Source organism: Acinetobacter sp. AOR14_HL, from assembly GCF_027855175.1.
GTDB classification, from domain to species: Bacteria; Pseudomonadota; Gammaproteobacteria; order Pseudomonadales; family Moraxellaceae; genus Acinetobacter; species Acinetobacter calcoaceticus.
Genome location: NZ_JAKTII010000008.1, coordinates 170,076 through 189,364, shown reverse-complemented (window position 1 = coordinate 189,364; position 19,289 = coordinate 170,076). Strand labels below are relative to the sequence as shown.

Annotated in this window: 23 protein-coding genes, 1 pseudogene and 1 riboswitch; of the genes and pseudogenes, 16 read left to right on the top strand and 8 right to left on the bottom strand. The window is 39.7% G+C overall.

Features of this window, described 5'->3' with window-relative positions; translation table 11 throughout:
* The first annotated feature begins 133 nt into the window (after positions 1–133).
* The 4 genes and pseudogenes from gspF to MKL38_RS09215 all read left to right on the top strand — a co-directional run bounded on the left by gspF (position 134) and on the right by MKL38_RS09215 (position 2,572).
* On the top strand, positions 134–1,339 hold the full coding sequence (gene gspF / locus MKL38_RS09225) for a type II secretion system inner membrane protein GspF (protein WP_005045048.1): 1,206 nt from the start codon (positions 134–136) through the stop codon (positions 1,337–1,339).
* Between the two features lie 23 nt (positions 1,340–1,362).
* Positions 1,363–1,441: pseudogene (locus tag MKL38_RS19280) on the top strand (type II secretion system major pseudopilin GspG); the annotation flags it as partial.
* 35 nt (positions 1,442–1,476) lie between these two features.
* The gene (gene gspG / locus MKL38_RS09220) at positions 1,477–1,959 is read left to right on the top strand and encodes a type II secretion system major pseudopilin GspG (protein ID WP_406565099.1); all 483 of its coding nucleotides are present in this window, start codon (positions 1,477–1,479) and stop codon (positions 1,957–1,959) included.
* 268 nt (positions 1,960–2,227) lie between these two features.
* Positions 2,228–2,572 (top strand): hypothetical protein, encoded by a 345-nt coding sequence (locus tag MKL38_RS09215; RefSeq protein WP_003654643.1) that lies wholly within the window; start codon positions 2,228–2,230, stop codon positions 2,570–2,572.
* 65 nt (positions 2,573–2,637) lie between these two features.
* Here the strand turns inward: MKL38_RS09215 and MKL38_RS09210 are convergent, their stop codons facing one another.
* On the bottom strand, positions 2,638–2,901 hold the full coding sequence (locus MKL38_RS09210; protein ID WP_003654645.1) for a DUF2798 domain-containing protein: 264 nt from the start codon (positions 2,899–2,901) through the stop codon (positions 2,638–2,640).
* 243 nt (positions 2,902–3,144) lie between these two features.
* On the opposite strand from MKL38_RS09210, the gene MKL38_RS09205 reads away from it, so the two are divergent.
* Positions 3,145–3,483, top strand: coding sequence for a tRNA-binding protein (locus tag MKL38_RS09205; protein ID WP_270903109.1), 339 nt, complete (start codon positions 3,145–3,147; stop codon positions 3,481–3,483).
* 1 nt (position 3,484) lies between these two features.
* Here the strand turns inward: MKL38_RS09205 and lnt are convergent, their stop codons facing one another.
* Together lnt and MKL38_RS09195 are read right to left on the bottom strand one after the other, a co-directional pair.
* Positions 3,485–5,044 carry an apolipoprotein N-acyltransferase gene (lnt, locus tag MKL38_RS09200; RefSeq protein ID WP_270903108.1) on the bottom strand — a complete coding sequence of 520 codons (1,560 nt, stop codon included), beginning with the start codon at positions 5,042–5,044 and terminating at the stop codon, positions 3,485–3,487.
* Complete coding sequence (locus MKL38_RS09195) at positions 5,041–5,880, bottom strand: HlyC/CorC family transporter (RefSeq protein WP_004794939.1); 840 nt, start codon at positions 5,878–5,880, stop codon at positions 5,041–5,043. The genes lnt and MKL38_RS09195 overlap by 4 nt, the downstream gene beginning before the upstream one ends.
* Positions 5,881–6,065: 185 nt before the next feature.
* On the opposite strand from MKL38_RS09195, the gene tusA reads away from it, so the two are divergent.
* On the top strand, positions 6,066–6,323 hold the full coding sequence (tusA, locus tag MKL38_RS09190) for a sulfurtransferase TusA (protein WP_005037115.1): 258 nt from the start codon (positions 6,066–6,068) through the stop codon (positions 6,321–6,323).
* A gap of 132 nt (positions 6,324–6,455) precedes the next feature.
* The gene (locus MKL38_RS09185; protein WP_270903107.1) at positions 6,456–6,836 is read left to right on the top strand and encodes a hypothetical protein; all 381 of its coding nucleotides are present in this window, start codon (positions 6,456–6,458) and stop codon (positions 6,834–6,836) included.
* A gap of 102 nt (positions 6,837–6,938) precedes the next feature.
* Here MKL38_RS09185 and MKL38_RS09180 read toward each other — a convergent pair whose 3' ends face one another.
* Positions 6,939–8,651 (bottom strand): electron transfer flavoprotein-ubiquinone oxidoreductase, encoded by a 1,713-nt coding sequence (locus MKL38_RS09180; protein ID WP_270903106.1) that lies wholly within the window; start codon positions 8,649–8,651, stop codon positions 6,939–6,941.
* Between the two features lie 186 nt (positions 8,652–8,837).
* On the opposite strand from MKL38_RS09180, the gene MKL38_RS09175 reads away from it, so the two are divergent.
* The 5 genes from MKL38_RS09175 to MKL38_RS09155 all read left to right on the top strand — a co-directional run bounded on the left by MKL38_RS09175 (position 8,838) and on the right by MKL38_RS09155 (position 13,241).
* Positions 8,838–9,449 carry a DUF1285 domain-containing protein gene (locus MKL38_RS09175; protein ID WP_132070979.1) on the top strand — a complete coding sequence of 204 codons (612 nt, stop codon included), beginning with the start codon at positions 8,838–8,840 and terminating at the stop codon, positions 9,447–9,449.
* A 46-nt stretch (positions 9,450–9,495) separates the two neighbouring features.
* Entirely contained in the window at positions 9,496–10,362 is an 867-nt protein-coding gene (murI, locus tag MKL38_RS09170) for a glutamate racemase (RefSeq protein ID WP_270903105.1), read from the top strand.
* A 116-nt stretch (positions 10,363–10,478) separates the two neighbouring features.
* Complete coding sequence (locus MKL38_RS09165; protein WP_270903104.1) at positions 10,479–11,483, top strand: DUF4062 domain-containing protein; 1,005 nt, start codon at positions 10,479–10,481, stop codon at positions 11,481–11,483.
* Positions 11,484–11,556: 73 nt separating this feature from the next.
* A complete protein-coding gene (gene hemH / locus MKL38_RS09160; RefSeq protein ID WP_270903103.1) occupies positions 11,557–12,573 on the top strand; it encodes a ferrochelatase in 1,017 nt (338 codons plus the stop codon).
* 23 nt (positions 12,574–12,596) lie between these two features.
* Complete coding sequence (locus MKL38_RS09155; RefSeq protein ID WP_005045031.1) at positions 12,597–13,241, top strand: MBL fold metallo-hydrolase; 645 nt, start codon at positions 12,597–12,599, stop codon at positions 13,239–13,241.
* Here the strand turns inward: MKL38_RS09155 and MKL38_RS09150 are convergent.
* Entirely contained in the window at positions 13,238–13,432 is a 195-nt protein-coding gene (locus MKL38_RS09150) for a DNA gyrase inhibitor YacG (protein WP_003654666.1), read from the bottom strand. The two genes, MKL38_RS09155 and MKL38_RS09150, sit on opposite strands and share 4 nt — an antisense overlap.
* Before the next feature lie 87 nt (positions 13,433–13,519).
* On the opposite strand from MKL38_RS09150, the gene MKL38_RS09145 reads away from it, so the two are divergent.
* The 4 genes from MKL38_RS09145 (at position 13,520) to crcB (ending at position 16,459) form a co-directional block, all read left to right on the top strand.
* Positions 13,520–14,158 carry an SAM-dependent methyltransferase gene (locus tag MKL38_RS09145; protein ID WP_270903102.1) on the top strand — a complete coding sequence of 213 codons (639 nt, stop codon included), beginning with the start codon at positions 13,520–13,522 and terminating at the stop codon, positions 14,156–14,158.
* On the top strand, positions 14,148–15,353 hold the full coding sequence (locus MKL38_RS09140; RefSeq protein ID WP_270903101.1) for a TIGR03862 family flavoprotein: 1,206 nt from the start codon (positions 14,148–14,150) through the stop codon (positions 15,351–15,353). Before MKL38_RS09145 ends, MKL38_RS09140 begins: the two co-directional genes overlap by 11 nt.
* 78 nt (positions 15,354–15,431) lie before the next feature.
* The gene (locus MKL38_RS09135; RefSeq protein ID WP_004640936.1) at positions 15,432–15,842 is read left to right on the top strand and encodes a GFA family protein; all 411 of its coding nucleotides are present in this window, start codon (positions 15,432–15,434) and stop codon (positions 15,840–15,842) included.
* A gap of 45 nt (positions 15,843–15,887) precedes the next feature.
* Positions 15,888–15,954: riboswitch (Fluoride riboswitch) on the top strand.
* A 124-nt stretch (positions 15,955–16,078) separates the two neighbouring features.
* Positions 16,079–16,459 carry a fluoride efflux transporter CrcB gene (gene crcB, locus MKL38_RS09130; protein ID WP_270903100.1) on the top strand — a complete coding sequence of 127 codons (381 nt, stop codon included), beginning with the start codon at positions 16,079–16,081 and terminating at the stop codon, positions 16,457–16,459.
* Between the two features lie 472 nt (positions 16,460–16,931).
* Here the strand turns inward: crcB and MKL38_RS09125 are convergent, their stop codons facing one another.
* The 3 genes from MKL38_RS09125 to MKL38_RS09115 form a co-directional block, all read right to left on the bottom strand.
* Complete coding sequence (locus tag MKL38_RS09125) at positions 16,932–17,264, bottom strand: HopJ type III effector protein (protein ID WP_004640939.1); 333 nt, start codon at positions 17,262–17,264, stop codon at positions 16,932–16,934.
* A gap of 252 nt (positions 17,265–17,516) precedes the next feature.
* Positions 17,517–17,771, bottom strand: a complete 255-nt coding sequence (locus MKL38_RS09120; RefSeq protein WP_003654672.1) for a type B 50S ribosomal protein L31 — start codon at positions 17,769–17,771, stop codon at positions 17,517–17,519.
* Positions 17,772–17,869: 98 nt separating this feature from the next.
* Positions 17,870–19,168, bottom strand: coding sequence for an ABC1 kinase family protein (locus MKL38_RS09115; RefSeq protein ID WP_270903099.1), 1,299 nt, complete (start codon positions 19,166–19,168; stop codon positions 17,870–17,872).
* Between the last annotated feature and the right edge of the window lie 121 nt (positions 19,169–19,289).

Here is a 19,289-nt window from a genome sequence, read left to right as displayed (position 1 = left end):
CAATTTTAAAAAACGGCATAGCGTCGTGAAGAGGACTTGGGTATTCTACACAGGCTATAGAATGAATATGAATGATTGCGTAGCATAGATGCAACAGCAGCGACTATTATTTTTGGAAAATTAGAACATTACCATGCCTGCATATCAATTTACTGCCATTGATGCTTCAGGGAAGCAGCAAAAAGGAGTGCTTGAGGGAGACTCAGCACGCCAGATTCGCCAACAATTACGCGATAAAGCATGGACACCAATTAGCGTTGACCCTGTTGAACAAAAAGATAAACATCAGAGTCAGGGATTATTTCAAAAAAAGTTCAGTGCCTATGATTTGGCACTCATGACCAGACAACTTTCTGTTTTGGTTGCAGCCGCAATTCCTTTAGAAGAAGCTTTACGTGCGGTGAGCAAGCAAAGTGAAAAAGCGCATGTGCAAAATCTTTTATCGTCTGTTCGTTCGCGAGTCATGGAAGGACACTCATTGGCTCAAGGTATGCAGCAATCTGGACGTTTTCCGGACCTCTATATTGCAACAGTTGCTGCAGGTGAGCGTTCTGGACATTTAGATCTGATTTTAGATCAGCTCTCGGATTACACCGAAAACCGTTTTGCCATGCAAAAGAAAGTTCAGGGCGCCATGATTTACCCGATCATTTTAATGCTGATGTCATTTGCTATTGTCATGGGCTTAATGACTTTTGTTGTGCCAGAAATTGTTAAAACATTTGATCAGAACAAAGATGCACTGCCGTGGATTACGGTCGCTTTAATGAAAGCGAGCGATTTTATTCGTCATGCGTGGGTGTTTATTATTATTTTTGCAGTTGTGGGAATTGTTGCATTTGTACGGTTTTTAAAAACAACGGCTGGGCATTATGCTTTTGATCGATTAACACTCAAATTGCCATTATTCGGTAAACTGTCACGTGGTATTAATTCTGCCCGATTTGCTAGTACCTTATCTATTTTGACCCGTTCAGGCGTGCCGTTGGTTGACGCATTAAAAATTGGTGCAGCAGTGACCAATAACTGGGTCATCCGCGATTCAATTGCTCATGCGGCTGAGCGTGTTACAGAAGGTGGTAACTTGGGTACGCAGCTTGAGCGCAGTGGTTATTTCCCACCAATGATGGTACAAATGATTCGAAGTGGTGAGGCATCAGGTGAGCTCGACCGCATGTTAGAACGAGCATCGACCATGCAAGACCGTGAGGTTACAACATTTATTTCAACCTTACTGGCATTACTTGAACCGCTTATGCTGGTTTTAATGGCAAGCATTGTACTGGTTATTGTAATCGCGGTTATGCTGCCAATCGTAAATATGAACAATATGATTTAATAACTTTGATATTAGAGATAATGATGAAAGTAAAAAATATTCAAAGCGAAACAGCGATGGAACAACACAGTGAATCTGCAGTTTCAAATCAGTTTGAGCAGTGTTCTGATAAACATACCTCAAGTGTAGCTTTAAAAATTGCACAATCGTGCCATTCCGAGCATAGCTCTCCATCTTGCGTTCGGGCAAAGCTTCGCTTTGCTAATCCTCACTCAGGCTTTACCCTCATTGAAGTTATGGTTGTGATTGTAATTTTAGGCGTGTTAGCAGCGCTCATCGTACCAAATGTCATGGGGCGTAGTGAAAAAGCTAAAATTGATACAACCCAAATTACATTAAAAGGTGTAGCTGGTGCTTTAGATCAGTACAAGCTCGATAACGGTCATTTCCCAACAATGCAAGAAGGTGGACTAGATGCTTTAGTGAATCAGCCTGCTACAGCAAAAAACTGGATGCCGGGTGGATATGTTAAAGGTGGTTATCCTAAAGATAGTTGGAAAAATGATGTTCAATATGTAATTCCAGGTGCAGATAGCCGAGCTTTTGATTTGTACTCGTTTGGTGCAGACGGCAAAGAGGGCGGTGAAGGTAATGATGCAGATATTTATTACCAACCTTAATTGAAAATATAATGTAGATTATCAATTCGGTTAAAAAGATAAACTGGTAAATACGAATTGATAATCTTTCTTAATCACAAAAATATAGTAAGTTTTTGAAAAATATAAAATAAAGTTAATAGTTATATTTGAGACTTATAATAAGAATTATTCCCATATTTAATAGTTACAAGAAAGTTAAAATGTAGAGGAAAATAAGCTATATATTTAAATAAAAGCTTTGCATAATAAATAAAAAGCACTTTATTACATTAAAAGGAGAGATTAAATGAAAGCATTTCTCATCGTAGATGAACTGACTCAGTTTCATTGGGTAATGCTGAAGTCTGTCCTGTTGATTTTGGGTTTATTGCCGATTGCCGAAGTTTTTTTAAAGCTATGGCTTAATACCGAGGGAAGTAGCCAAATCATGATTGGTTTCTTTGCATTAAGTATTGTGAGTGCATGGTTAATGGTGAGCTTCTTTACTGCATTAAAAGCGAGTGTCTGGCAAGCTAAACAAATATCCACTAAATATGAGCAATTGCTTTTTAAAGCCTATCGTTATGTGCCGATGGTCTTTTTATCGAGTCTAGTTGCATATTTATCTCTGCAATTATCGATCGCTTTTTAATAATATTTTAAAACCAAATTTTTAGATAAAACGTAGACTGAATATCTACGTTTTATTTTTTTAATTTAAGCAGGCTGTTGCACTAGCATTGCTGTAATTTTACGAACGATAGGCAGGATGAAAAGTAGCGTTGGGAAAGCAATTAACCAAGAAATAGCCCATGCAGACATCCATACATAAATGGAAAATTCTTCTAATCCCAAACTTCGTAATGTACTAATCATTGAAACCACAAACGTCATAATGATCGATAGAAGAAAGGGTAAAACGATAGATGTATAGCGATTTGGAAGCTTTTTAAAACTAAACAAAGATTTTGAGTTTTGCATTTTTGACTCCGTAAACCAACAAACGCCAGTGCCATTCAAAAATATAAAAATATTTTGAACAAATAGCTCCAAGCATTGTTGGAGGTATGTTGGCACGTTGATTGACGTAAACGTTTACGGCTTTTTGATGAGCAGATTTAATTTAGCACGAATTTTGAAAACTGGAAATAAAAAGAGGGTGTTTCTTTATTTGTACATATTATATGCTTTAAATCAGATGTTTAAGAACATGAGAAAAAGTAAATGGAACAAATCGAGTGGAATGATTTTTTTAAAGTAGAGCTTCGCGTGGGTAAAATTATTGAAGCTGAAGTTTTCGAAAAGGCACGTAAACCTGCTTATATTTTGCATGTAGATTTTGGTGAAGAGTTAGGTGTACGTAAATCGAGTGCTCAGATTACTAAACTCTATCAGCCACAAGATTTAGTTGGTAAGTTGGTGGTTGCTGTAGTGAATTTCCCTAAAAAACAAATCGGACCTATTCAGTCCGAATGTTTGGTAACAGGATTTCACAATGCAGACGGTGATGTAGCACTTTGTATCCCAGAGTTTGAAGTGCCTCTGGGTACAAAGTTATTGTAAGTTAGCGGCGGGATTTAAAAGAAACGTCAACTTTACGTGGACGATAAACCCAACCTAACACCAGCAGTAATACTGCAAATCCTAAAATTGGATAATCACCTAAACGGTTATAAAGGGTTTGACCTTGCATGGCTGGTAAATCGCCTCTCAAGACAAACTCTTTGTCGATCGGTGCTTGTTCAGTGATATGACCATTTTGATCAATAAAGGCAGTTACACCCGTATTGGTTGCACGGATAAACCAGCGGCCATTTTCTTTAGCTCGCATTTGTACCATTTGTAAATGTTGCAATGGTCCAGCAGTGCCAGTAAACCAAGCGTCATTAGATACAGTCACTAAGAAGTCGCTGTTTTCCGCATTACGTCGGGTAAGGTTCGGATAAGCCACTTCATAACAAATCGCAGCAGCAAGCGCGTGCCCTTTAATCATAAGTGGTTTTTGGTTCCTCTCACCGCGTGTAAAACCGCTCATGCTAATATCATTTTGCATGGCTGGTAGTACCCAAGACAGTAAACCTGAGAGTGGAATATATTCACCAAAAGGCACAAGACGTTGCTTTTTATATAGACCACTGGCATCGCTTCCAGAAGCCATAATACTGTTGTAATACAGTGGACTACCAACTTCATGTGATTTGGTAACATCCCAGTAAGGAATTCCGGTTACCCATGCAGTGTGGTTCTTTTTAGCTTGTGCATCCATTGCATCCAAAAACGGTTCGATATCGGTTTGGAAGAGTGGAATTGAAGATTCAGGCCATACAATTAAGTCACGGCCCCATTCAGATTGAGTCAAACCTGCATAAATTTCTAATGTTCTAACTTGATATTCGGTTAGCCATTTTAAATCTTGTGGAATGTTACCTTGAATGAGTGAAACACTAAGCGGCTTGGCAGCTTTAGGTTTTACAAACTGTATATATGATGCTCCCCACGCGCCTAAAACTAACAGGGCAGAAGGGATAATCCAAAAAATACGCTTACGTAGAACTTCAACTAAAGCACAGGCTAATACAATGACGACAAAGGAAATTGCATAAATACCGAATAGAGGCGCATACCCATCGAGTAAACGTTCGGTAAACGCGTAACCTACAAACAGCCATGGAAAACCTGTAAATACCCAAGTTTTTGCCCACTCAAAAACAATCCAGAGTGGTGCGAAAGTCAGTGGTGTTTCAGGGAAGAAACGTCGGTAAACCCAAGTCTGAAATGCGGTAAACAGACCCATCACAAGGGCCATAATGGCAATCATACAAACGCTTAGAAACGCATTGGTATCGCCATATACATGGATGGATGTGTAGAGCCAGAAAGCTCCCACAAACCATAAACCAAAGCCATAACTCCAGCCAATAGCAAAAGCTTGTTTGGCTGAGCGTTTATGTAATGATGCATAGAGTAGGGCTGGAGATAATATTGCCAACCACCACCAATAATAAGGTGCCAGTGAAAAACTGAATACGGCACCTGAAAATAAAGCAATGAGTAAAGGAAAAATTAAAGGAAGCTGTTTTTGTTGTTGCGAAGAATCTAACAGCTTTTCAAAGTATGCTCTCATTGACGTACAGCTCGAATCAGATGAATAGTGCGGGCATCTGCTTCAACAATTGTAAATAACCAATTTCCAAGCTCAACAGTTTGACCTTGTAAATCACTTACCAGACCAATCTCTTGAAGCAATAAACCGCCGACAGTTTCTACTTCATCGTCAGAAAAATCAGCATCTAAAACAGTATTGAAATGTTCAATTGGTGTAAGTGCTTGCACCATCCATGCATTTGCTACCGTATGGTCATTGTCAGGAACAATGTACTGAGCATCTTCATCAGCAGTGTCATGTTCATCTTCGATTTCGCCAACGATTTCTTCAAGAATATCTTCAAGCGTAACAAGACCAGCCGTTGAACCATATTCATCAATCACAATCGCAATGTGAGTCTGAGTATGTTTCAGCATGCGTAGTACCTGATCGGAACGCGCACTTTCTGGAACAAATAAAGGTTGACGCATAAGGACTCGAATATCGACTTTGGTATTCGGTTCAGTTAGAAATGGCAACAAATCTTTTGCGAGCAAAATCCCGACAACATTATCAGGCTGATCAGAAGAGAAGACTGGAAAGCGTGAGTGAGCAGACTCGACCAGTACATCAAGAATATCAAGTAACTGATCATCTTCTTGCAAACTGATCATTGCTGTACGTGGTGTCATGACTTCACGAATTTTTGTAGCAGGAAGGTCAAGAACACCTTCAAGCATGGCAACAGTATCTGGTTCTAAAAAGCGGCGTGAATTTTGGACTAATTTTAATAATTCATCACGGGTTTCTGGTGCTGTACCTAACCATTTACGTAAGCCTCGCATTCCCCACGATGGACTTGGTTCCTCTTGCATGATCTTTCCTAAAGACTCAATCTATCAAATGAATACTTTGAATCATACCGAAGAAAAGATGCATATGCATCTATAAAACCAGCTAAAAGACAAAACGTATATTGTTATGTAAAAGCCAGTTACAGTTAACAGGTCAGTAATTTGTTTATGCTAAAATGTGAAAATTCTATTTGTTCGAGTTTGTTATGTCGGAACAATCCATTTCACCTACTGTCCAAATTAATACACGTGGTTTACGTTGTCCTGAACCTGTCATGATGTTGCATCAAGCCATCCGCAAATCTAAATCTGGTGATGTGGTTGAAGTCTTCGCAACAGACAACTCGACCTCGTGGGATATTCCTAAATTTTGTATGCATTTAGGCCATGAGTTGCTTTTGCAAGAAGAGCGCTTAGATGAAAATGGTCATAAAGAATTTCATTACTTAGTGAAGAAAGGGTAATAGAATAATAAGGCTTCTAATAACGACTGTTAGAAGCCATTAATAATTCAAATTTAATTTGAAATGATAATTTTTCACAAATAAGAATCGTTATATAATTTATAAAATGATGTATATAAATGACGTATAAAAATGAATGATTATTTTGTGAAACGAAGCTTATTTATTTGTCTTTGGTTTTTCTCTATTGCTGGTTTATTACATATAGAGACTTCTTGGTTATCTGAAACTCTTGCCACCATTATTTTAGTTACTATTATTATTTTTGGCTCAATTCTGTTGGGTTATAGAAATACATATTTTGCTCCCGAACCAAAAATAAAGATGAGTCTGATTTTGCATACAAGATTTATGGGGTTCATGTTAATTCTTGATTTATTACTTGGTAAATCGGTTTGGTACTTCGATTTAGCTCGAAACTTTGGTTTTCTTGGCCTATTTTTATTAGGCACATTTATTTTTTATAAAAAGAATCTTAATTTAAACGTAGCAAAAATACCGCCTTTTCAATAAGTGAATTCCAATAAAAAGCCCCGAATAATCGGGGCTTTTTGTATTACATGTTCGGGTATGAGACACGGCTAGCAAAGCAACGCTTTGCCGTGTCGCAAGGAATTACATATTAGGGTAATTCGGACCACCACCACCTTCAGGTGTTACCCATGTGATGTTTTGAGATGGGTCTTTAATATCACAGGTCTTACAGTGAACACAGTTCGCTGCGTTAATCTGGAAGCGTTTAGAGCCATCATTATCTTCCATGATTTCGTAAACACCAGCTGGGCAGTAGCGCTGTGCAGGCTCATCCCATTTCGGTAAGTTCACATTCACTGGAATTGAAGCATCAGTCAGCTTCAAGTGAGCTGGCTGGTTTTCTTCATGAACCGTGTTTGAAATAAACACAGAAGATAAGCGGTCAAAAGTCAACTTGCCATCTGGTTTTGGATAGTTTGGCTTGAAGCTGGTTGCATCAGCCGTTTTCAATGCAGCGAAGTCTTGCTTCAAATCATGCAAAGTAAATGGAACTTTAAAGACATTCTGGTCGATAAAGTTAAATGCACCACCAATCCACTGACCGAATTTATGCATTGCTGGACCAAAGTTACGAGAGTTGTAAAGCTCTTCTTTTAACCAGCTGTTGTTAAATTTGTCAGTGTATGACGTTAATTCTTTAGTGAATAAATCTTCGCCTTCGGTAACACGTGCAATGGCAAGGTCACCGCCTTTTTCTACACCGGCAGCAATGGCTTCAAAAACAGCTTCACCACATAACATGCCTGATTTCATGGCAGTGTGTGAACCTTTGATTTTTGCAAAGTTTAAGAAACCTGCATCATCACCAATCAAGCAACCGCCTGGGAAAGTCAATTTAGGCAATGAGTTGAAACCGCCTTTCACTACAGCACGTGCGCCGTAAGAAATACGCTTCCCACCTTCTAAAAACTGTTTAATCAGTGGGTGAGTTTTCCAGCGCTGCATTTCCATAAATGGATACATGTGTGGATTTTCATAAGACAGGTCTACGATCATACCCAAAGTTACTTGGTTATTTTCAGCATGATATAACCACCAGCCACCTGAAGAAGCTGTTTCAGCCAATGGCCAGCCTGCACCGTGCATGACTAAGCCCGGTTTATGTTTTGCAGGGTCGATTTCCCAAAGCTCTTTAATCCCGATACCGTAGTGCTGAGGATCAACATTTTTATCGAGGTTATATTTAGCAATCAGGCGCTTACCTAAGTGACCACGGCAACCTTCAGCAAAGAGGGTGTATTTAGCGTGAAGTTCATAGCCTGGTGTAAAGTTATGCGTTGGTTCACCATCTTTACCAATACCCATGTCACCAGTTTGAATACCTTTTACAGTACCGTCTTCGTGGTAAAGCACTTCAGATGCAGCAAAGCCAGGGAAGATAGATACTTCTAATTCTTCAGCTTTTTGGCCTAACCAGCGAACCACGTTACCTAAAGAGATAACATAGTTGCCATCGTTATGCATGGTTTTAGGAACCATCCAGTGAGGCACTTCTTTAGATGTGGTGTCTGATAACAAGAAGAAAGTCTTGTCTTCAGTTACAGGTACGTTTAAAGGCGCACCTTCTTCCTTCCAGTTCGGGAAAAGTTCGTTGATGGCACGTGGCTCAAGCACAGCACCAGACAAGATATGCGCACCTACTTCAGAGCCTTTTTCAACTACACAAACAGAAAGATCGGGTAAGTTATTTTCAATCGCTAATTGACGGATCTTAATCGCAGCAGATAGACCTGCAGGTCCTGCACCTACGATGACAACGTCAAACTCCATCGATTCACGTTCGATGTGTTCCATGTAGGACTCCTCAATACTTAAAGGTGGCAACCGTCATATTCAGAAATTCGGTGCTGCCGTGAGTGTTTTAATCCATAGGCGCAAATATGCTATTGTGCCTTTTATCGTTTTGGCTAGTATAGTTTTAAACCATGATCTAGCCAATTGGCTGAGTCGTCATATTTTTTCGTCAGCAAGGCATAAACTATGGTAAATCAAAATAATTCCCCATCGGATATGGGAAAAATACCGTTATCTGATGATAAAAACTTAATGAACATTGCACAATACTTAAAAGGTGTACAGCAAAGTCACAAAAGGTCAATTCCACCTTTAGAGCAGTGGCATCCAAAGCATTGCGGCAAAATGGATTTGACGGTTAAAGCCAATGGAGAATGGTGGCACGAAGGTCAATTGATTAAGCGCCAAGCCCTATTAGATCTATTTACCAAAGTCCTATGGAAAGAAGAGGGTAAATTCTACCTGAAAACCCCCGTAGAACAAATTGAAATTGAGGTCGAAGATGAACCTTTATTAGTCAATCAGGTAGATCAGGTTGAAATTTCAGGTGATCAGTTTTTACAACTGACTACGACGAATCAAGATGTGATTTTGGTCGATGCTGAACATCCAATTTTTATGCGTGAATATGACGGAGAATTGCGTCCTTATGTGCATGTGCGTTTTGGAATTAATGCCCTTATTCAACGCCAGTCTTTTTATCATTTAGTGAACTATGGAACACTGATTGAAAATGATAATGGTGAAACCATTTTAGAGTTAAAAAGTGGTAATTTGCTCTTGCAATTAGGCACTTGAGGTTTAAGCTTTAGGAAGTGAAAATTTCCGACACTTCAGTACAGCCATGACAGCCATACAACCTCTATTTACCGATCTAGAACCTATGCCTAACGCATCTGCGGATGCTCCAATTGGTATTTTTGATTCGGGAATTGGAGGAATGTCAGTTGCAGCAGAAATTGCCAGATATTTGCCAAACGAACGTATTGTGTATTATGCCGATACTGCCTATGTTCCTTATGGCCCACGTTCCGATGACGAAATTAGGGAACTCACTGCTCGTGCTGTCGATTGGTTATACCGTCAGGGTTGCAAAATTGCGGTTGTAGCATGCAATACTGCTTCAGCATTTAGTCTTGATCATTTACGCGAGCATTATGGTGAACACTTTCCAATTGTTGGGTTAGTTCCAGCATTAAAACCTGCCGTATTGCAAACACGCTCTAAAGTGGTTGCTGTATTGGCGACACCTGCTACTTTTCGAGGACAACTCATTAAAGATGTTGTTGAAAAGTTTGCTGTTCCAGCAGGTGTTAAAGTGATGACTTTAACCAATCTCGAACTTGTTCCTTGTGTGGAAGCAGGGCAGCAAATGGGGGAGGTATGTTTAAATGCATTAAAAGAGGTTTTACAGCCTGCCGCTGAGCAAGGTGCAGATTATTTAGTGCTCGGTTGTACTCATTATCCTTTCTTAAATGAAGCAATTCATCATCTTTTTGATAACCAATTCACACTGGTTGATTCCGGATTAGCAGTAGCCCGACAAACAGCCCGTATTTTAATAAAAAATGCGTTATTATGTGACCAAATAGGTCAGAATGTTGCACGTATTGAATGTTATGTCAGCGGAAATAATGCTGAGGCACTGCAACCTGTTTTACAACATATGATTCCACAAGAGTTAACTTGGACACTGCATAATCTGAACTAGTTTTTTGGCATCGTTTAGAAAGTAGTGTTTTTTAGATTTATTATTTTATTTGGGGCGGTTCATGATCTTGGCTGATATTAAGTCAAGTACAGGTCATGGAGCGAAAGGGTATTGTTATGCTCGATACACGCTATCAGATTTTTATTTCAACGTCTGGCCGCGATATGCAGCCAGAGCGAATGGTTTTGTCTCAAACTTTGGTGGGGATGGGTTTCTTTGCTTGGGGATTAGAGCATCGAACACCTTTAACCACTACACTTGCACGTCGACAGATTGATGAATGTGATTATGTAATCCTACTTTTAGGCAGCCAGTATGGAGAACAAGCGATTTCTGGTGTGAGTTATCTGTCTTTAGAATATGAATATGCGTTAAGTCAGGCGAAACCTATTATTGTGTTCATGCATGAGCAGCCAGAAAATCGTGAAATAGATTTACAAGAAACACATCCACAACTTAAAGATAAATTTCTCGCATTTAGAAAAAAATTATTACACGAAGCAGAGCATATTTTTTACTTTAAAACTCCACGTGAACTGGAATTGGCTGTTCGTTTAAATATCCCTTTAATGATTGAGCAATATGGGGGACAAGGCTGGGTTCCTGCACATCAAGCTCAACAGTTACAAGATGAAATTAAGCTATTAAGAAGTAAAATTTTACAGTTAGAACAGCGACTAACCGAGCCATCTACACAGTTAAACGAAGTTGCACCGCAAGATATTTTTGCATTTGAATATCAGATTCAAGCATTTCAGGATGGCAACTTTAAGGAGCTTAAACGACAGCGGCAAATGACGTGGTCTCAGTTGTTAAGCGTGCTGGCAAAGCGCTTTGAAACAGCGATGCCAGAAGAGAATTTTGCAGCTTGTCTGAATGAATATTTAAATCAGGCTGGCTTAGAAGATGCTCGTCAGGAATTACCACGAGCACATGCGGTGGCCTGTGCACAGATTAATCACAAGGCACTGTTTCGAATTAAAAATCAAATGCAATCCCAAGGCTGGATTGTTCCAACTCAAACTGAACAATCATATGGCCTATGGAAACTAACCACTAAAGCTCAAAAGATATTGCTGAGCTATAAATGGAATCATCGGGGCGTTCGATTAAAAGCTTAGAGCGATTCAATTTATATATGACAATGAAAACTGTTACATTAGTGTCATAAGATGAACTGAAAGGCATTTACACATGTCGTTTGAACAAAAACCGAAAGTTACTGTCATTTTAGCGAATTTAGGCACACCAGATGAGGCGACTGTGCCTGCGGTGCGCCGTTTTTTAAAACAGTTTTTATCTGATTCACGCGTGATTGAAATACCGAAACTGATCTGGTGGATAATTTTAAATCTGTTTGTTTTGCCTTTTCGCCCGAAAAGAGTGGCGCATGCCTATGCTTCGGTATGGTCCGCAGATTCGCCAATGCGTGAAATTGTGTTTGAGCAAACTCAACGTGTGCAGGCTTATTTAGAGCGTGAAAATAAACAGTTTGATTTAACTGTTTTACCTGCAATGACTTATGGAAATCCGGGGATTGATGCAGTTTTAGAAAAACTAGCAACTAATCCGCAAGAGCATGTCATTTTATTGCCTTTGTTTCCTCAGTATTCCGCAACGTCTACAGCACCGTTATACGACGCGTTTGCCAAGTGGATTCCAACTCAGCGGAATTTGCCGGGGCTGACGATTATTAAAGACTATTATCAGCATCCCATGTTTATTCAGGCATTGGCAGAGAGTGTTTTAGCCTACCAAGAGCAGCATGGCAAACCTGAAAAACTATTGATGTCATTTCATGGAATTCCACAGCCATATGCAGACAAAGGTGACCCTTACGCAGACCGTTGTCGCATCACAGCACAGCTAGTCGCTGAAGCTTTGCATTTAAATGATGATGAATGGGCAATTAGCTTCCAGTCACGTTTTGGAAAACAAGAATGGGTGAAACCTTATACCGATCAGCTGCTACAAGATTGGGCGCAGCAAGGTATTAAGTCCATTCAGGTGTTAAGTCCTGCTTTTTCTGCCGATTGTCTAGAAACGCTTGAAGAGTTAGCGATTCAAAATGCTGAACTATTTCAACAGGCAGGCGGTGGAAGCTATGCTTATATTCCGGCTTTAAATAGCGATCAGGCTCATATTGATTTGCTTGCCGGTTTAGTTCAGGCTAATCTTGATGCCCTTACCCATACCTTAGCCCACCGTTAATTGTGTTTTAGCCAGAGGTTTTTATGCTGCAAGTCAAAATTGTTCCCGTTACTGCATTTGCCCAAAATTGTTCCCTTGTTTGGGATAGTGAAACGAAAGAAGCGGTTTTGATTGATGCTGGTGGTGACGCTGCTGTTTTGAAAAAAGAAGTTGAAGCTTTAGGTTTAAAAGTGAAGGCCCTGTGGCTGACTCATGGGCATTTAGATCATGCTGGAGCGGTGGGTGAGCTTGCTAAAGAATGGAGCGTTCCAGTTATTGGTCCACATAAAGAAGATCAATTCTGGTTAGACATGATTCAGGAAGTTTCAGCACGGTATGGCTTCCCAATTCCGCAGCCTGTTAAAGTCGATCAATGGCTTGAAGGTGGCGAAGTGCTAAAACTTGGTGAAGATGAGTTTGAGGTGCGCTTTGCACCGGGGCATACACCAGGACATGTTGTTTTCTATAATAAAAATCATGGCTTACTTTGGACGGGCGATGTTCTATTTAAAGGTTCGATTGGGCGAACAGACTTCCCGCGTGGCAATCATGATCAGTTAATTGAATCGATTAAACGTGAATGTTTTAGTTTGCCAGATGATACTCAGTTTATTTCTGGACATGGCCCGATGAGTACCATTGGCTATGAAAAACAATTTAACCCGTTTGTCGCTGGTAAAGCAGGTTAATCCTCATAATCATCTTCATTTTGACTACCCTTGTTTTGCTGAGGAGCATCTTGGGTAGGCAATTTATATTCATCGTTTGCCCAAGCTCCTAAATCAATTAATTTACAGCGTTCTGAGCAAAACGGACGAAACTCATTACCTTCCCAAACACTTGGTCCACCACAACGTGGGCAGGGAAATGTACGTGGCATATAGCGATATCCTCAAAGTGAAGAGAAATAGATTAGGCAAAAGTCAGGTGAGTTGTTAGACTTATGCCGATTTTTATTTAGTTTGATGTGATTATGCCGATTCGTCAATTTCAAGCACAACGTATGCAAGCGCCTCGTGATTTTACCCCAATTGAAAATACACCGATTTGTGTTGAAATTGGTGCTGGCAAGGGTAAACATGCTTTGCTCTTTAGCGGGCAACAGCCACAGCATACGTTATATGCAATTGAACGAACCCGAGAAAAATTCTTGGCAATGCAAAAACAGCATAGTTTGGAACCAAGAGATAATTTGGTACCTGTACATGCAGATGCTTTACCTTGGGTTGTACACGCTCTACACCCTGCTCAAGTTGAACATTTCTTTATACTCTATCCAAACCCAGAACCACATAATCCGGCACAGCGCTGGTTGAATATGCCATTTTTTGAGTTCTTAATCTCACGCTTGCAAACAGGTGGAACCATTACATTGGCAAGTAATATCCCTGAATATATTGAAGAAGCAGAACAGCAGTTAATTGATGTGTGGAAGCTGCCTTATCAAAAAGAAAAAATTGCCCAAACCTCTGCACGTACTCATTTTGAAATTAAGTATTTAGAGCGTGGCGAGCTTTGTCAGCAACTCATTATGACCAAGCCTGAAGGCTACAGCACACGTTTTGATGATTTTGCGCCGCTGCAAGGGCAAACACATGGCGAATAAGCGGGTTGCCATTATTGGGGCAGGCCCAGCAGGTCTTATGGCTGCTGAAGTATTAAGCCAATATGCTTATGATATTGATGTGTATGAACAAAAGCCTTCAGCTGCGCGTAAGTTTCTTATGGCGGGTAAAACTGGGTTAAATATTTCACACGCTGAACCATTAGCACAGTTTATTGAGCGTTACGACCGTTCAGAATGGCTAAAACCTTGGATTGAAAAGTGGGATGCCGTCTGGATTCAAGACTGGATGAAAAGTCTTGGAGTTGAGTCTTATGTGGGCAGCTCTGGTCGTATTTTTCCTGTCGAAATGAAAGCTGCACCTCTATTACGTGCTTGGCTAAAACGCTTGGCAGAACAGCAGGTTAAATTCTTTTATCGTCACCGTTGTATTGATTTGCTAGGTACAACAGTGACTTTGCAAAATCAGAATAATCAAAACACTGAAACTTTTACCCAGCAATATGATGCTGTGGTATTGGCATGTGGGGCTGTGTCGTGGTCACAGTTAGGTAGTGATGGTGCATGGCAGCAATGGATTCATCAATCTAGTATTGAGCCTTTTCAGCCAAGCAATGCAGGGGTGTTGCATGTTTGGTCTACTTTTATGGAAAGTTGTTTTGGTGAGCCCTTAAAACGCGTCCATGCATGGGTCGATCCTAGCCAAATTACACATGGCGATATTGTAATTACTCACTATGGTTTAGAAAGTGGGGTTATTTATAAACTCGGGCGTGCCTTACGAGAACAGCAAAAACAAGGGCAAAGCTTAAATCTATTTTTAGATTTATTGCCTGATGTAGAGTTGTCACAGTTAATTAAAAAATTACAGGGTGGTAAGAAACAATCTCTGACTAATATCTGGCGTAAAGCAGGCTTAGACACAGCCAAGATTAACTTAATCAGAGAAGTGGTTGATAAAGCGCTATGGAACCAACCAGACGCTATGGCTCAGCAAATCAAAGCGCTTCAAATTAAGTTAGAGGGCTTTAGACCTATCGAAGAAGCGATTAGTTGTGCAGGAGGCATTAAGCAAGAAGCACTGTCCGAAAGTTTAAATCTCAAAGAAATATCAGGGGTGTTTTGCTGCGGTGAAATGCTGGATTGGGATGCACCTACAGGTGGTTATTTGCTTACAGCATGCTTTGCCACAGGGCGAGCCGCGGGAGACGGTGTGCGTTCATTCTTGGAGCGATAAGTGCTTCATTTGGCGCTATGTTTGATAGGTGAAAAGTGTTATTTTTGAGCGATCAATAATAATAGGAGTTGCGATCACATGTCTCAAGCATCACCAGTCTATCAGGGAAGTTGTTTATGCCAAGGTATTCGCTATGAAATTAAAGGCGATATCGGAGATATTATTCAGTGCCACTGCCAACGATGCCGAAAAGCCAATGGAACAGCATTTGCCACGAATGCTCCTGTTAAAAGTGCAGATTTTAAAATTACCCAAGGCGAAGAATTAGTCAAAAAATTTGCTGTGGAAGGTGTGTATCGTTGGTTCTGTAGTGAATGTGGTTCACCTTTGATTAGCTCGCGTGATGGACAGCCTGAACTATATCGTTTAAGAATTGGTACTCTTGATACACTATTAGATCAAAAACCGACATTACATCTTTTTGCTGCTTCAAAAGCAGAGTGGGATTGTATTCTGGATGATTTGCCGCAGTATGCTGAACGTCCATGATTTAAAAAAGTATATTTCAATCAACTTTTAGATGGACTAATATAATCAAAATAGGGAGATGGCATTCTTCCCTTGAAAAACCGCCGTATTGGCTAATGATGCCTACGTTACCCTCATGTATTTATATCGCTGGGTACGTAGGTTATTGCGTACTTTGCTTATTTTTGGAGTACGCCATGTCACATTTACCTTCATGTTTTTTTACTCTTTTAGCGTCTATCTAAAGGGGTGGTCCTATGTATTACTCTCTAATTTCAATTGCTTTAGGCTCCGTTCTAGGGGCGTGGTTACGTTGGTTTTTAGGCTTAAAACTCAATCCGATCTATCCGCAAATTCCATTGGGTACTGTCACCGTTAATTTAGTGGGTGGGTTTATTATTGGTTTTGCGATTGCTTACTTTGCTCATAGTGATTTAAGTCCAAACTATAAACTTTTTGTGATTACTGGTTTTTGTGGTGCTTTAACCACCTTTTCAACATTCTCGATTGAGATCGTCACTTTGTTGCAAAGTGGTAAATTGGGAATGGCGATGTTGGGGATTTCTATTCATTTAATTGGGTCGTTAATTTTTACGTGTTTGGGGTTAGCGACTTATTATTGGGTAGCAGGGCATTGATTTTTGACTGTTCGGATGTAGCCATAGTCATAATTTATTAGGTTTTCGCGGCGGAGTTCTACCGTTGAGTTATCTAATGAAAGTAGCTAATAATGTTACTTTGGTTTCGCCCAAAGTAACCAAAGGCATCTGTCATTCACAGAACCTGTTCACTGTATGCACTTATCTTATGCTTTGCAAAAACTATCTTTTATTGAAACCACGCAGGCTGCGAATGACGTTGTCGAGTATCGAATATAAGAGATTAATCAAATAGTTTAATTAATAATTAGCCATTTGCTATCGTGACAGACGGCATGGATGCCGTCGTTTCGCTGTGCTACATGGATGTAGCATCAGCGTAACAAAGGATTTTTGTTACTTTTCATCCTTGAAAAGTAAGGTTAGCCTATACAATCCATTATTTGGATATCACTTCCATCTAGGGCAGTGCTAATAATAAAAATTAAGACGCTTCTATTATTTTAATCTATTATTTTTCAGCTAAAGCCTGACCTTCAAACTTCACACCATCCCAACCATTTTGCATAAACTGACGGATATTTTGGTGGTCAGTTCCCTCTGGTGTAGCCAATACAGATGCATAGTGTTCTGCAAATAAACTTAAAGTTTGTGCTTGGTCTAAATCTTGTAATTTGGCAAAAGAGAAAACTTTTGCACTGCCTTGATTTTCAGTAGCAGCGTTATGCTGTGCGCCATTTTGAAAAGCTGTTGGAGTATGTTGGTAGCGTGCTTCAATATGAGCTAAAACGTCTGAAAATTTTGCTGTGCCTGCTTGTAATTGGGCAAGTAACTCTTGTGCCATTATCTTAAACTTCCTATCAAAAGAGAGTTTAAGCATAGCATCGAATAGAAGCTTTGAAAGCTTGGCGAATACAAAAAATTGATGAGTTGTGGAAAAAAATAAGAATAGTTTTTACATAAGTTGTGGATAAGTTCTCTTTTATACACAACATAAAAAGATCGAAAAAACGGACATAAAAAAAGAAGCCTAAGTGGAGGAGATAGTCTTAGGCTTCCAATGATTTAAGTATATTGATCAAACCTTAACGTAAGATTAACTCTTACGGTTAAAGCGAGCGAAACGTTTATTAAAGCTTGCAACACGGCCTTCGTTACTTGCTTGACGTACTTCACCTGTATAGAAAGGGTGTGATGCACTTGAAATATCAAGGGTGACATAAGGATAGACTTGACCTTGATATTCTTTAGTTTGTTTCGTCTGGAGAGTACTGCCAATTAAGAAGTACACATCTGCATTGGTATCATGAAATAACACTTGTTGATAAGCAGGATGAATATCTTTACGCATGAGAGATTGTCCTAAATTATTTTTGATTAAAGAAATGTTATAACATAACAATTAAAAAGTCAATGTACCCCTAAAGGTCACACTGACTTAAAATTTAATTAGCTAGATGGCGGGACCAGTTCTTCAAATAAATCACTGAGATTGTCATGTACTTTTAAGTGAATCAGGTTCCAGTAGTGTCCTGAAATGGTTCTATTGACCATCAGCGTATCTGGTGAAGGTTTAAAGACATCCCAATACTTCAAAGATTTTTTCACAAGCAACATGCCATCATGATGTGATGAGTTCTCGGCAAAATCATAAGTGGTATTAAGCGGGCGTAATAACACTTCAATCCATAGCTTATACAGATCACTTGGGAACTTGCCTTTTTCAACAAGGGAGTGTAGTTCGAGTAGCTCTGTTTCAATCAGATCAATATTTTCATGGCGAGCTGCATTCACTAAACGCTTGAAGTGCTGAACGATTTTATTTGAAAGTGTTTTAACACTGCCATAGTCATAAATAATTACACTACCGTCTTGGCGGAAAGCGAAATTTCCAGGGTGAGGGTCACAGTGAAAACGTTTTAAAAAGAACATTTCCTGACCTAAAGCACGTATTAGGCGGTTTCCAATTTTATTTCGAATTTCGAGCGGCCAAGAACTTGCAGTTTCAATGCTGTCACCTTGTTCGAGGCTTAGGGTCAAAATACGTCTTGAAGAGTAATCTTTATAAACAGTTGGAATGATAATTTTGTCATCTAACTGACTATGGAATGTTTTAAAGACCTCAAGATTTTGAGCTTCAATTTCATAATTGAGTTCTGCTGAAAGGCTATCCTGAATTTCTGCAAAAAGCTGATCCTGCAACTTTTTATCAATTTTAAGTACACCCATTAAGCGAAGGGCTAAACGTACTTGTTTTAAGTCACTTTCACAGGCTTCATCAACACCCGGATATTGCACTTTAACCACGACTTGTTCGCCACTAGGCAGAGTAGCTTTGTGAACTTGCCCAATCGATGCAGCAGCAAAAGGTTCACTATCAAAAGATTTAAAAGCCACATTAAGCGGTTTTCCAAGCTCTCGTTCAATTTGCTGTTGAATCGCGGCGAAAGGCATGGCTGGGGCTTGGCGTTGTAACTTTGAAATTGCTTTAGCGACTTCGGGTGGGAAGATATCTTTATATTGCGAAGCAATTTGCCCGACTTTCATGACGGCACCTTTCATTTCTCCTAAGGTGTCGGCAATTTGCAAACCAATATCCTGAAATAATTTGGTTTTTGAAGCCAGCTTTTGCTCTTCATCTGCTGTCAAGTTTCGAATCGAGTTAGAAACGGTTTTCGTTGCAATGCTCGCGGTCATTCCTGCAAGTTTCATAAAACGTTTGCCTGGTGAACTTGCATTCTTTGCCATATCTTCGATACCTCATTGACTACAACATAATATTGCCTAGTTTTGATCATAGGTGACAAAGCTTAAAAAGCCTATACGAAATTGTTTATCTCATGTAAGAAAATTTTCAAAAAACAAAATG